Origin of the sequence: Paenibacillus sp. GYB004 (genome assembly GCF_036577605.1) — a bacterium.
GTDB classification, from domain to species: Bacteria; Bacillota; Bacilli; order Paenibacillales; family NBRC-103111; genus Paenibacillus_AB; species Paenibacillus_AB oceani.
Genome location: NZ_JARBDB010000004.1, coordinates 163,154 through 175,928, shown reverse-complemented (window position 1 = coordinate 175,928; position 12,775 = coordinate 163,154). Strand labels below are relative to the sequence as shown.

The 12,775-nt window shown below is 50.2% G+C and carries 14 protein-coding genes; 5 read left to right on the top strand and 9 right to left on the bottom strand.

Going from position 1 to position 12,775, the window contains the following annotated elements; all coding sequences use genetic code 11:
• Positions 1-12: 12 nt before the first annotated feature.
• The 4 genes from PV433_RS02830 to PV433_RS02815 are packed head-to-tail and all read right to left on the bottom strand — an operon-like array spanning position 13 to position 3,964.
• Positions 13-1,596 carry an ABC transporter substrate-binding protein gene (locus PV433_RS02830; RefSeq protein ID WP_332070679.1) on the bottom strand — a complete coding sequence of 528 codons (1,584 nt, stop codon included), beginning with the start codon at positions 1,594-1,596 and terminating at the stop codon, positions 13-15.
• Positions 1,597-1,616: 20 nt separating this feature from the next.
• Entirely contained in the window at positions 1,617-2,351 is a 735-nt protein-coding gene (locus PV433_RS02825) for an MBL fold metallo-hydrolase (protein WP_332070678.1), read from the bottom strand.
• Between the two features lie 22 nt (positions 2,352-2,373).
• Positions 2,374-3,234 (bottom strand): MurR/RpiR family transcriptional regulator, encoded by an 861-nt coding sequence (locus PV433_RS02820; protein WP_332070677.1) that lies wholly within the window; start codon positions 3,232-3,234, stop codon positions 2,374-2,376.
• 13 nt (positions 3,235-3,247) lie between these two features.
• Positions 3,248-3,964, bottom strand: coding sequence for an HAD family hydrolase (locus PV433_RS02815; protein ID WP_332070676.1), 717 nt, complete (start codon positions 3,962-3,964; stop codon positions 3,248-3,250).
• A gap of 561 nt (positions 3,965-4,525) precedes the next feature.
• Here PV433_RS02815 and PV433_RS02810 point away from each other — a divergent pair.
• Entirely contained in the window at positions 4,526-4,909 is a 384-nt protein-coding gene (locus tag PV433_RS02810; protein ID WP_332070675.1) for a hypothetical protein, read from the top strand.
• Between the two features lie 552 nt (positions 4,910-5,461).
• On the opposite strand, the gene PV433_RS02805 is transcribed toward PV433_RS02810, so the two are convergent.
• On the bottom strand, positions 5,462-5,800 hold the full coding sequence (locus PV433_RS02805) for a GyrI-like domain-containing protein (RefSeq protein WP_332070674.1): 339 nt from the start codon (positions 5,798-5,800) through the stop codon (positions 5,462-5,464).
• A gap of 315 nt (positions 5,801-6,115) precedes the next feature.
• Here PV433_RS02805 and PV433_RS02800 point away from each other — a divergent pair, with 315 nt between their 5' ends.
• Positions 6,116-6,691, top strand: coding sequence for a sigma-70 family RNA polymerase sigma factor (locus tag PV433_RS02800; RefSeq protein ID WP_332070673.1), 576 nt, complete (start codon positions 6,116-6,118; stop codon positions 6,689-6,691).
• Positions 6,681-7,736: a hypothetical protein gene (locus PV433_RS02795; protein ID WP_332070672.1), complete on the top strand. Its 1,056-nt coding sequence runs from the start codon at positions 6,681-6,683 to the stop codon at positions 7,734-7,736. Before PV433_RS02800 ends, PV433_RS02795 begins: the two co-directional genes overlap by 11 nt.
• A gap of 120 nt (positions 7,737-7,856) precedes the next feature.
• On the opposite strand, the gene PV433_RS02790 is transcribed toward PV433_RS02795, so the two are convergent.
• From PV433_RS02790 to PV433_RS02775, 4 genes are all read right to left on the bottom strand, one after another.
• Positions 7,857-8,195, bottom strand: coding sequence for a VOC family protein (locus PV433_RS02790; RefSeq protein WP_332070671.1), 339 nt, complete (start codon positions 8,193-8,195; stop codon positions 7,857-7,859).
• Between the two features lie 117 nt (positions 8,196-8,312).
• Positions 8,313-8,774, bottom strand: a complete 462-nt coding sequence (locus PV433_RS02785; protein ID WP_332070670.1) for a GNAT family N-acetyltransferase — start codon at positions 8,772-8,774, stop codon at positions 8,313-8,315.
• 122 nt (positions 8,775-8,896) lie between these two features.
• Positions 8,897-9,184 (bottom strand): hypothetical protein, encoded by a 288-nt coding sequence (locus PV433_RS02780; protein WP_332070669.1) that lies wholly within the window; start codon positions 9,182-9,184, stop codon positions 8,897-8,899.
• 145 nt (positions 9,185-9,329) lie between these two features.
• On the bottom strand, positions 9,330-10,532 hold the full coding sequence (locus PV433_RS02775; RefSeq protein WP_332070668.1) for a macrolide family glycosyltransferase: 1,203 nt from the start codon (positions 10,530-10,532) through the stop codon (positions 9,330-9,332).
• A gap of 332 nt (positions 10,533-10,864) precedes the next feature.
• On the opposite strand from PV433_RS02775, the gene PV433_RS02770 reads away from it, so the two are divergent.
• Together PV433_RS02770 and PV433_RS02765 are read left to right on the top strand one after the other, a co-directional pair.
• Entirely contained in the window at positions 10,865-11,293 is a 429-nt protein-coding gene (locus PV433_RS02770) for a hypothetical protein (RefSeq protein WP_332070667.1), read from the top strand.
• Between the two features lie 160 nt (positions 11,294-11,453).
• Positions 11,454-12,764 (top strand): hypothetical protein, encoded by a 1,311-nt coding sequence (locus PV433_RS02765; protein WP_332070666.1) that lies wholly within the window; start codon positions 11,454-11,456, stop codon positions 12,762-12,764.
• Positions 12,765-12,775 lie beyond the last annotated feature (11 nt).

Genomic DNA, 12,775 nt, shown 5'->3' with positions numbered 1-12,775 from the left:
AACTCTCCCTCGTTACTTCGTGTAGTACATAGCGGCAAAATCGTATTTCTGAATCGGGTACATTTTATAGCCTTGCAGGCTGTCCTTCATCGCAACCGAGCGGTTCGGGTCCATGATGTATACCGCGGCCGCCTGCTCGGTCAGGATCGATTGCGCCTGCTTGTACAATTCGGCCCGCTTGTCCGGATTGATTTCCAGACGGCCTTTGCCGACGAGATTGTCAAATTCGCTGTTGCTGAATTTGAAGAAGTTTTTCGAATAGGTCGTCTCATAACGTCCCAGTACTTCGTGCGGATCGAGCTTGCCCGTCAAACCGACGATCGTCGCTTCGTATTTCGCATTGTTGTACACGTCCTCCAGCCAGCTGCTCCACTCGATCTGCTTGATCGTCGCCTGAATGCCGACGGCTTTCAACTGTTCGGCGATCACTTGAGCCGTGTCGACGTGGAACTTGTAGTTGGACGGAACGGTAATCGTCAGCTTGATCCCGCTCTCGTAGCCGGCTTCCTTCAGCAGCTTCTTCGCTTGCTCGGCGTTCGGCTCGTACCGCTTGTCGAGACCTTCCTTGTAATACATCTTCATCGCCGGGCTCATGTTGGAGCCGAGCTTGACGCCGTTGCCTTCGGCGACCGTCTTGATGATGACGTCCTTGTCGATCGCGTGATTGATCGCCTGACGCACCTTCACGTTGTTCAGCGGCTCGACCGAGTTGTTCAGCGCCAGCAGCTGCACCATATTCTGCGGCCCGGACACGATCCGGAACCCGCTTCCGAGCTGGAGCGCGCCTTGCGCGGAGATGCCCGGCACCATATCGATATCCCCGGACTTCAGGGCGAGCACGGAGGCGTTCGCATCCGGCATAAATTTGAATTCCACCCGGTCGAGCGTCGGAGCATGCTCCTTGTCGTAGAAGCTATCGTTTCGCTCCAGCACGAGCTGCTGGCCCGGCGTATACGAGTTGAACTTGAACGGACCCGCCCCGATCGGTTTCGCACTGTGCCCTTCATAGTCTTTCGGGACGATCCCGACAATGTTGGCGGCCAGAAACGCCGCATCCTTAGCTTTCAGCTTCACGACCACAGTGCGGTCATCCGGGGCGTCGATTTTCTCAATCGCGGCAAACTTCGAGGAAAGCGGCTTTTTCCCGTTCAGACCGGCTAATTTGGCATACGAGTAGTACACGTCCTCCGAGGTCAGATCCGAGCCGTCATGGAACTTGACGCCTTTCTTCAAGGTGAACGTATACGTCAATCCGTCCTCGGACACCTTATACGATTCCGCTACAGCCGGAACGAGGTCGCTGTTTTCGCCCCCCTCGAACAAACCGTCGAACACGTTGTCCATCATCGAGCCGGTATCCGTCGCCGCGGACAAGTAAGGGTCCAGATTGTCCGGCTCGGTCGCCATCGCTACACGCACCGTACCGCCCTTCACCTTCCCTCCGGAGGTGGAAGCCGGAGCCGAAGTGCCCGTTCCCCCGGTTGCGGGGGAGCCGCTGCCGTTGCTGTTGTTGCTGCTGCCGCAGCCGGCCAGCACCATCGATGCAACCATGAGCGAAGAGAAGCCAACCACGAACGATTTTCTAAGCTTCAACAAGAGAAAAACCCCTTTCACCCTCAAATGTGGATTTGCATGCCGCCATAAGCCAAACGGATCTGTCCTGCATAATGCCTCGAAGCTTCCAGAACCAGTTGATTCAAATCTCCGTAATGGGGAAAGTGCGTCAGAATCGTTTGCCCCACGCCGGCCAGTGCCGCGATTTTGCCCGCTTCGCCCGCCGTCAGATGCCCCTTCATCCGGCCCGCCTGAAAGTCGTAAAAGCTGCTTTCGATCATCAGCACGTCCGCAGACCGGGCCAAATCGATTATCGCCTGACAATACCCCGTGTCCCCCGAATATACGAGCGTTCTGCCTTCCCTCGACGTCAGCTTGACCGCCAGGGACGGAATCTCGTGCACCGTCTCGGAGAACTGCAGCCGCACATGGCCGATCGTCCGTTCCTCGCCTGCCCGGACGGGATGGACGCGGACATAATCCGGGTATTCGAAAGCAAGGCTGCCCAGCTCCTTCTCGTTCACGTACATGTCGAGCGGCTTCGACCGTCTGCCGATCTGCATCAAAATTAATATGGCAAACTCCAAGCTGTACACGTCCGCCATATGGTCAGCGTGCATATGGGTAAGGACAACGGCGTCCAGCTGTTCGAGCGCGCAATGGTTCTGCAGCCGGGACAACACGCCGCTGCCGCAATCAAGCAAGATATGGCTGCCCTCGCACTCGACCAGATAACCCGAGGTCGCTTCGTTTTTCTCGGGGTATGCCCCCCAACAGCCGATTACTGTAAGATTCATCGAGTATCCTTTCCTGCAACGATTATGGTTTCGACCGGTTCGTCCACTCGAAGTTGTCCTGAAACGCCTTGAACATCACTTCCATCTTCTCGATATTGATCCTGACCCGTTCCTTCTCCAGATGGGAGATTTCATTGATAAGGGCATTCACCACGGCTAACGATGCCGTGTACGAATCGAGAAATCCGGTGGACCGGCATGCCGCGTACAGCGTCAAATCGGCCAGCTTCGCGAACGGGGACAGCCCGGAGTCGGTCAGCGCGATTACCTTCGTTCCCTGCTCCTTGGCCAGCGACGCCACCTTGAGCGTACGCGAGCAGTACCTGGGGAACCCGCACACGAATACGAGGTCGCCGGGCTGGATATAGGCCACGTACTCCGCAACACCTCCCTGGGGAATCAGCTCGCAATTGCCCAGCATATATTTCAGGACGAAGCTGAAAAACGAAGTGACCGACAAGCCCATCCGCCATCCGGCGATCCAGATCCGGTCCGCATCCAGCAGCAGCCGGGCCGCCTGATGAACGTCCGTTTTATCCGTCCACGCCATCGTTTCCCGCAGGTTTTCGATTTCCTGCACGAAATGTTTCTCGATCCAGGAATCTTCCTGATGGCTCGTCGTGTATACGAAATTTTTGACGGCCCGCTGATCCTTCAGCACATGACCGCGCAAATCGTGAAGCATGCCCGAGAAGCTCGGGTAAGCCAAAGCCTGGGCCAGCCGGTGGACCGTCGCTTCGCTGACCCCGGACTTGCCCGCGATCTTCTGCGCCGACAGCATCACGGCATCCTGCATATTGGATTGAATGTAGTGCGCCACTTTTTTCTGCGCGACGCTTAAGGTATCGAATTGGGCTTCGATTTTCTCCGTGATCGTCGACATCCGCCAAATCTCCTTACCGGTTGATCTCCAGCTGCACCCGAGGGTGTCCGAGGTAAGCAGCGACGTCCTGAATGCCGGTTATGATCGGGTGATACGACAGCTCCTCGACCCCGCGGTTGCCGTAGGCATTAATGAGGAGGCAGTGCATGCCGACTTTCTGGCAGCCGACGACGTCGTCGTAATAGTTGTCCCCGATGTACAGCGATTCGCTCGCCGTAACGTTTGCCTGGCTCAGGGCCATCCGGAAAATGTCCGGATTCGGCTTCTCGATGCCGACCTCCGAGGAGATCACAATCTCGTCGAGTTCCTCGTCCAGTCCATTGCGAGCGAGCACCGTCCGTGCCGACTCATCCCAATTCGAGATCAGGCCTAGCCGGTATCCGAGGCTCCGCAAATGGCGAAGCGTTATCTTCGCCCCGTCGAAAGCTTTCCATTGGACCGGACATTCCCGGGCTACGTCCCGCTGCACTTCAAGCACGTCTTCGATCGGCAGCGACAGCCGCAGAAAATAGTTCAGCATCCCGATATACCAGGGAAAGAACGCCCGGCTGTCTTTGCCGAGCACGCCCGGATATTCCCGCATGAACAGCTTGTCCGCCCTATGATAAGCGATTGCGATCTCTTCCCGGTTCCGGAATACGTCGAAACGCTCCAGCACTTTCTGATACACGTCTTCCCGGTTCGTGCTCACCAGCGTATACCCGAGGTCAAACCATAAATACTGAATCATCTTCGCATCCACATCTCCTGTTGTAGGATTTCCTTCATCATGCTCGAAATGTTTTATTTCCTTCACACCTCCATCATAAGAAGCAAGTATTAGTGGAGCGTTAAGTGCAGGTGGAGATTTCGTAAATGTTGGGCGGGGTTGCTGCGGAGGCTGTTTACAGAAAAAGCAGCGGAAGTGTTCAGGATAAATCCTGCACATCCGCTGCTTCTATCGCGAAGACCATAATTGTCAGCTCTTTCGGTACTATAAAAATTTAGTACTTTTTGGAAATGAAGATTCGTTTCATAATGATGGAGGGTTGCAACCACAACAAATTAGGAGTTGGAGGATGTTATGATGAAACGTTGGAAAGGTTCTTTGTTAACGATGTTGATTGCCGCTTTTACCCTGTTTGCTGCTATTCCTGCTAATTCGGTCTTTGCACGGATGTCGGAAGATCCGGCCGGAGGTTACAGCGGAGGAACCGGAGGTAGCACAGGCGGGAGCAGTTCAACGACTTCCCAAACCATCCCTTCTTTAACCGTCGCGTCCGAATGGCAAAGCTCCAACGGCGGACGCTACATGTACACACGTGCTACGCTGCAGCGCTCGGGAGCGCTTGCCGGTCAGCTGGATGTCGTTACCCGGACGAAAAACAACGTCAAATTAACCGGCTTTACCGGCGGGGTCTTCCTTCTGCTGCGGTCCGCCGAGGGCGCCGTCATCGGGGTAACCGATCAAAAGAAATTCGGCGTAGACGGACAATGGATCGGCCGTTACGATCGGACGGATTACTGGTCCTGGTCGTTCGATCCGCAAGTCGCAGCCGCAACGACCTCGATCGAAATCATTCAACAGCATTCTGCCAAAGAGCTGGATGACCAGATCGCTTATTGGCAAAGAACGGTATGCGGCAACTTGGACCGTTTAGGCTTGCCTAAACCTCCATATGGCTGCCCTCAATAAAACAAACGCAGCTTCTGCTTGCATGCGTAAAGTACCGAACTTTCGAAGTTCGGTACTTTCTTTTAGGTTTCCGCCAATTAGCGTAATAATCGCGCTTAATCGCGACACGGACACCGTCCACCAAGAGCGCAGCATCCGTTGAATGGCGGATGTCGATTCATGAGAAACGAATTGGTCTTCCTGTAGGCGATATACCGCTTGATGCGATCATAATGCTCCATTAACCGATCATTTTCATGCCAATTCACGAATCAGTGCACCTCCCAGTTCTGTTAGACAGTTCAAGATGGGAAAAAGACACAAGTTAAATTAAAAAAATTTCCTGCTCCCGACGAAACGGGGCTTATTGTAAATTGGAAAAGTGTCACAAAGACGCCATCGTCAGACAGCCATTCGAAAGCCCTAAGACCTTGGCTTTACCGTAACATTAGCCACATCTGAAGCTTCCGAATCCTTTCCCTCCTAAGCAAAGAAGACGCAGCTTTTTAAAAATGGTACGAGCTGCGCCTAGTTTCGTATTGTCTTTTTAGGGATACGCGTTACGAGTTATTTTCAGAGTAGTTCAAGCCAATCCCATTCCGGGTAATGGCGATTATTAGGCCTGTCAGAGCCTCGCGAACATGTCGAGTTCGCCATGATCTTCCTCACCCTACCCTTAAATCTGCCATCATATACTTCGTAACAGACAACATCGTATTGTTCATAATTGCTGACGCTGAGCCAATGAGTAAGTTTTTCAAAGGTTTCGTTTATCTTACTTATAGGTCCTCTATGAGTTGCTCCTACGTATTTGCCAGAAGGAATGATATACATAAACATTCCTTCCGGCACAACGCTTGATGACTCACTTTCTACACCCGCAAGATATCCGTGTACATTTCGTTTGATCAAACCGGTATACTCCTATTCGATATTCAAATTTCACTACCCTCCCGTTAACTCAATGACCTCGGTTAATTAAATTTTTAAAGAGTCTATACAAGAATACAACAATTCCAATTACGAGAAAGAAGATAACAAAAACATTATCTTTTAGACCCACCCAGGGCGTGCTCATGGCCCGTTCCCCGGTAATTTCAGCACCTGTTGAACGGAAAATATTCGGAAACAAGTTCACGCTTAGCCGTTTGCAAAATAAAAACCGAACCTTTTTCCGAAATAGAGACAATATAAGGTGTAAGCTGCTTACTCAGGAGGGCCCTCCGCATGCAAAATGATTCGATGTACCAATTGCTCACAAAAATGAAAGACGGTAGTCAGGAAGCATTTCATACGCTGTATGAGGCTACCTATCAGGATGTCTACCGGACCGTCTCCTTTCTGGTGGATCATCAGCAGGATCGGGAGGATGTCATGAATGAGATCTACATCCAAATGTGGACCTCGCTGGCTACCTACGATACGAACCGGCCTTTTCGCTTCTGGCTGCACGGCTTGGTCATCCGTCAAGTACAGCGATTTCGGGTCAAGAGCTGGCGGAGATTCCGGATTTTCGAACGCATCCGAGCCTTCACCCGGGAAGAGTCTCATTGGGATCAGCCTGCTGTATGGATGGACGGGACAAGCCAAATGATATCGCAGGCCATCTACAAACTGACTGACAAACAACGAACGGTCATTGTCCTCCGCTTTTTTCACGACTATACGCTCGAGGAAATGGCGACTCTGCTCGGAATTCCAATAGGCACAGTCAAGTCCAGATATCATGCAGGTCTCCAGACGCTTCGAAAAACTTTAGGGAATCTCCCCCCGGAAAGGATGGAAGAGATCCATGACTATTGAACACAACATACGCGAACATCTGCACAAGGAAGCAGAAACGATGGAGTGCCCCCCGGCTCTCTCCAAACGAATCGAACAATCCTATTCTCAATATTTGCAACGAAAAAGGAGCAAACCAACCATGAAAAAACGTTTAATCGGCGGAATCGTCGCAGCCGCTATTTTGATTCCAACCGCAGCCTTTGCGGCTCCTACTCTGATTGATATGCTGACCAGAACGCCAATGACTGCTGAACAAGTCAGAGTGGATGAGGTCGGCCAAGCAACACTTGAGAAGCTGTACCGCGCATTTCCCGATACCAAATCGTTTGAGATTATCGACGCAAGTTCCGTTCAAGGCGTCCAAACCAGTATCACCCTGCGGGAAAAAGGAGGATCCGGCAAAACGATTACGCTTCATACAAACGGCGTGACGGGTGCGATCGAACATGTGATTCAAGAAAATTGGGAGCCTGCCGGGAAGCCGCTCACGGCTTTAACCGGTCAGGACATCAAGGCGAAGGTAGATAATCTTCTGGATAAAATGTATGGCAGCATTGAAGAATACGAGTTTGCTATGGAGCAGATGGAAACCGCAGATCAAAAAACGTTCATGTTGAATTACACCAAAAAGGGATCGAACACGCCGTTTTACCAGGTATTTGTTCAGGGTCATACCGTCAGTGCTTCTCTGATCGGAGGCGAGACTACGCCTACAACCACTCAAGTAGAAGGTTTTTTCTCTACCAATGGTAAGCCTGATTATTCTGCTGATGCCTATTTAAATGATGCAAAGCTGTTTGCTTTACTACAAATGAGCCCGGCAGAATTAAAACAGGAATTAGCAAAAGGCAAATCTGTTGTGGAGGTTGCAGCATCTAAAAATATCTCTAAACAACAAGTGATTGATGTCATTGCCCAAACACAGGTCGATGCACAAATTCAAGGTGAACTTAATGGCGATGTTCCTAAAAGCAATCGTTCAAATGAACAACTGCTAAAAGCTATTGAACCAAAAGTAATGCACATAATTGAACATAAAACTGAAACACCTTCGAAGAAATAACGAGCTAACGTCCTTAGCGTATATTTCTGTTAAATTGTTGCCGGTCCCCCTGGTATAATAAATGAATGAGGATGCCGCATCTTATTGTTGGCATCCTTATTTCGTGAAGAGGCGGTAACCTTAACTGGCTTGATCCAGGATCAAAATGACATTGCCTTCAGAATCAATGACGTGAAACCCGAAGGATTGTACACCGAATTGCGCAACCTCTTCATCAACTTTAGCACCTCTTAGCTTTAATTCCTTATGAGCTTGATGAATATCCGAAGCTTGGAGGCTAAACACAGCGCCATCCACGATTGGCTTGTGGTTATCTCCCCATTCCATCAGCAAAATTCTGCTTCCATTTTCCATAACCAAATCAGATAGCCCTAATACGTTCAAGTACCAATCCTTTGCACGTTTTTCATCTTCACACGAAATATAAAGGTCAACGATGCGATTTTTAATAAGCGTCATGAAATCATCCCCTTTACAAAATAATGATGACTGTCTGTCTTTATCAACGATCAAAAGCAGCCATTCCATACAGTATAGAAACAGCCCCCACGCCAGATAGCAACCCCTCGTTTCGGGTCACCAATGCTTTTCCATAGCCTCTTCACAGCGGGAAAAACCGTTTCTCCTATAAAACGGAGTGCTATCGCTGCTGGGCCACAAGATAAGAAATTCAACTTCATGTTCTTTGGACCACTTTTCCATAGCCCGATGAATCTCCGTCCCAAGCCCTTGGCTTCTAAAGGCCGGACGAGTATACACATTGGTCACATAGCCGTAGTAAGGATCTGGTGATTTACCTGGCCTCGGTACTTTATGAATAAGCTGCAGATACATATGCGCAACGATGGTACGGTCAACCTCTGCAACCCAAATATACCAATCTCCGCTTCCGATGGCCTTAATCAAAAATTCGCTGCAAATCCGGTGAAACTCTTCAAAACTAGCCGTACCAAGTCCGTAATCTTCTGCAGAGAAGTCCCATCGCATTTGAACAAGTTCATCGACATCGTCTAAAGTCGCCAATCGTACAATCGTCATTCCCTCGCCTCCGCCATCTCATATATCCTCAAGTCGGGTTATCCCTACTCCTATTACGTCATACCTGACATCGAGCAAAAAACAGCCGTTCCTTCTGAACGACTGCCTTCTGTCTTAGTCCTCTAATTTTTATAGGCTCTAGCCAATTGGCGCAAAAACCAAACGATAAAAGCGGCGAATACAGTAAAGGCAATATGGATGCCCATGAACACTTTCAGCCAAAGCTCTGACCCTTCCTTCGAGATCCATACGAGCACGAATTGCAAAATGGCCGGAACGAGAAACGATAGCCAAATATAGTTAATGTATCTCTCTTTATGTAACATCCGCCAGCATACGACGAGCGATACCAGAAAAAGCGGAAACGTAGCCGCAAATTTCAAAATCGTCAGCAGCGGTATCCCCTCCATCCCAATGAACACTTTGCGGACTCGGCTGAGTCGTATTGTGTCATTATTCCATGAGACGGCCCCCGAATACAAGCTGCGATGGACCCAAGTTGATTTAAATGAGCCCCAACTTCCCCCATGTGATCTTTCTGAATTCCACTAATACTTAAATCTGAAATTGACTTTTAAATTCGAAAATCTCGTGAACCGCTTGTTGATACCCCTCTGTTTTTCGAAAGGATTCCCCAATAGATGCAGCAGCTTTCTTGAAAGAAGAACGACTTAACACACAATCTACGGCTTCACGTAGTTGATTTGCAGTCAAACCTCTCATTTGTAATGGAACGCCTGCTCCGAGTTTAAGGACTTGTTCTGCAAGGAGCGGCTGATCCGCGCTTTGAGGGATTACAATTAGCGGAACCCCGTAATACAAACCTTCGTGGGTACTGTTCATTCCCCCATGTGTAATAAATAATGCAGAGTACTGCAATACTTCCGTCTGTGGAACATAATTTTTCACGATAAAGTTATTAGGAATTTCCCCTAAATCCGAAACTTGGGTTCTATTCCCAATCGACATGACAATCGTATGATCCGTGTTCCCCAACGCCTCAAAACAAAGCTTGTAGAAATCAATTGCTTGATTAAAGACCGTACCCAGCGAGATGTAGATTGGATTTACTCCCTTGATCGCAGTAAAGTCGAAGCCGTCCTGAGTTAATCGTGCAGAGATGGATGGACCTACAAATTTATAAGTTGGATCGAATGCTTCTCCATCAGGTTGAAACTCCCTTGTTGTATAAACGATCATAAGCGGCGCCGGATTACAAAATACTTCATAAGGAGAATGGATCTCCACATCATATCTTTCCTTCACCCTGTCCGTTAGGCTTTGAAAGGTATCATGGATGGGTTTAACTATATCCGAAGGAACTTTAGAAAAAAATGGTTCGATCATTTTATCGAATGTTGTTTTGGTCTGCGCAAAAGAAGTACAAGAGTTGATTGCAGGGAGCTTAAGAATTTGTGCAAGCATACGCCCGCAACCAAACATGGAATCATGGATGATGTAATCAAAATGCTCATCCTTGATCTGCTCCAGAACGCTGGGTATGACGATATCTGCCGTAAGCAAAAGACCGTTGATTCTTTCGAGCACATAATCTCTCCCGCCCGAGATAAAGGCTTGTATAAACTTTTGATCGTCAAATGTGCGAACCGTAGCTCCCGTCTTCTCGATCCGCTCCCGAAAAGCTTCGATTGAAAAATACACGACCTCTTCTCCGCGTGAAATCAGTTCCTGCACCACTCCGAGTGTTGGATTGACATGTCCCTCTGAGCCGCCGTTAATAAATAAAACACGCGCCATTTCTACCACTCCTCAGGTATACTGGTTTTCTCTAAATCGTGTAAGAATACCGTGGACCGTCCTATATTTTTCTCAATATTCGTGATTTGGACCAAACTATCCTGTCTGTTAGTTCAATAAACTAATAAACTTGAGTCTTACAAAAATATCGCCATCGATCAATGTGTATGAGCGCGGATATTCAAAAGGTTTGTCGAAAAAGGGAGTGAAAGAAGGACATCGCACCTTGAGAGTAGAAATTTTGGTTACCACGTTAATTTCCATATAAAGGGGATGCCCCACTCTCATGGTTTTCATACTGGCGTCTCTTCAATGAAAAAGGGGGTATCGCCTTGACTAAACCGATTGTTTGGCCGCCAGGCACCGGACAGGCCCTTCGTTGTGCGGCCTACTGCGCGGCGTTCACCATTCTGGCGGGAGGCTTGTGTACAGTTGTTATTCGCCTGCTTCCCAGGCTGGGAGGTTTGTTCACCGATGATGAAGCCAGTCTCCGGCTTCTGGAATCGCTCGGAAGGGCTGAGGTAAGCCCGGCATGGAAAGTACCGGTTGTTTTCTCTTTGCTGCTGATGATCGGTCTTTTCATCTGGAGACTGCGGCTCCATAACCGTCAAGCCGAGCCCAAGCGGGCGATCCCCTTCTTCTTCACCCTTTCATTATGGGCGGGCTTTGTCCCGGTGTTCGCCCTGACCCTTATCTATACTCAGGTAAACACGGTTCCCGTAAAAGTGGTCTCTTCCTTTATCGCCATGTTTCTGCAATAAAAGCAAGGGCAGCGTGCTGCCGCCAAGGAAAGCTTCAGAAAGGAGCAGTTCATACACCGTGCGTATAAAAATGCTGTGCATCATCCTGCTAGCTGTTTTGGTTGTGCCGGGTTGTTACACTTCCGAGAAAACGTATAAAGATACCGGCGAAGTCTGGAGCATGGGATACGGGGAGCAGGAATTAGTGCCGAACGATCTTCTGAAGGAGAAATACTATATAGCCGGCTATAACACAGGGACGACCATCGAGGGTGTTCTGGATTCGCCCTATGTGAAGGCGCTCTGGCTCGATGACAACACGGGCAGGGGCGGGATCGCCATAGCTGTGATTGATTGCATCGGTCTATCCGGAACCGATATTAGAAAAATCCGGAATAGGCTGTCCACGTTTTCCAAGGAAGCGGGAGCCAGGGACATTCACATTATCAGCACCCACACGCATGCGGGAATCGATACTCTCGGGTTGTGGGGGCCTACAGGTCAGAGCGGGCGTTCCGCCTCCTATATGCAGCTTCTAGAGGACCGTACGGTTTTGGCTGTGGAGACGGCCTATACCAACAGGCAGGACGGGAGGATGTTATACGGCAGCGCCGAGACCGGCCCGTTGCAGCGGGATTCCCGGCCTCCTTATGTTTATGACCGCAGTCTTTACAGTTTACGATTTGTGCCGGAGGGCGGCAGCGGGGGAATCCGGATCGTCAATTATGCGGCTCATCCCGAGGCCCTCCGCTCCAAGAACAAGAGTCTCAGCGCTGATTTCCCAGCCTACTTGGCTGCGAAGATCCAAGAGGAAACCGGCGACAGCACGGTATTTATTCCAGGTGCTCTGGGCGGGCTTATTATGACGGAACGGCTAAAGGATAAACAAGGAATGGAATACCCTGTAGAGGAGAACGTGGTAAGAACGGGGCGCATGCTGGCCGAGACGGCACTAGCTGTCGATCACGGGCGGGAGCTTGCGCCCAAGCTGGTATCCCTTACCGACAGCTTTGCTCTTCCTCTTGAAAATATCGTCTTGGCTGGAGCCGTTGCTGCAGATATCATCTCGCACAGGACGGTTTCCGGCTCAGGAGCCCTCGGACTCGCTTTGCCGACGCAGGTCAGTTATCTCTCTATCGGGGATCTTCCCATCCTTCTTGTACCCGGGGAAATCTTTCCCGAGTTGGTGACAGGGGGCTTTGCGGGAGCAGGGTTGGCGGCAAATCCGGCAGCGGCAAATCCGAGGACGCTGCGGGAGATCGCCGGAAAAGACGAGCTTCTCCTCTTCGGGCTTGCCAATGACATGATAGGCTACATCGTCCCTCCCAACGACTTCTTGGTGCATCCATCCCGTCCCTATCTGGAAGAAGGCGTGGACTCCTTCGGAAGAGGCCACTATGAGGAAACCAATTCCATGGGGCCGGATACGGCCATAGCTGTGGCGGCGTCTGCCGAGAGGCTTTTTGAGCGTGTGAGGAACGGTGAAAGGTAGCGTTCAGGCAT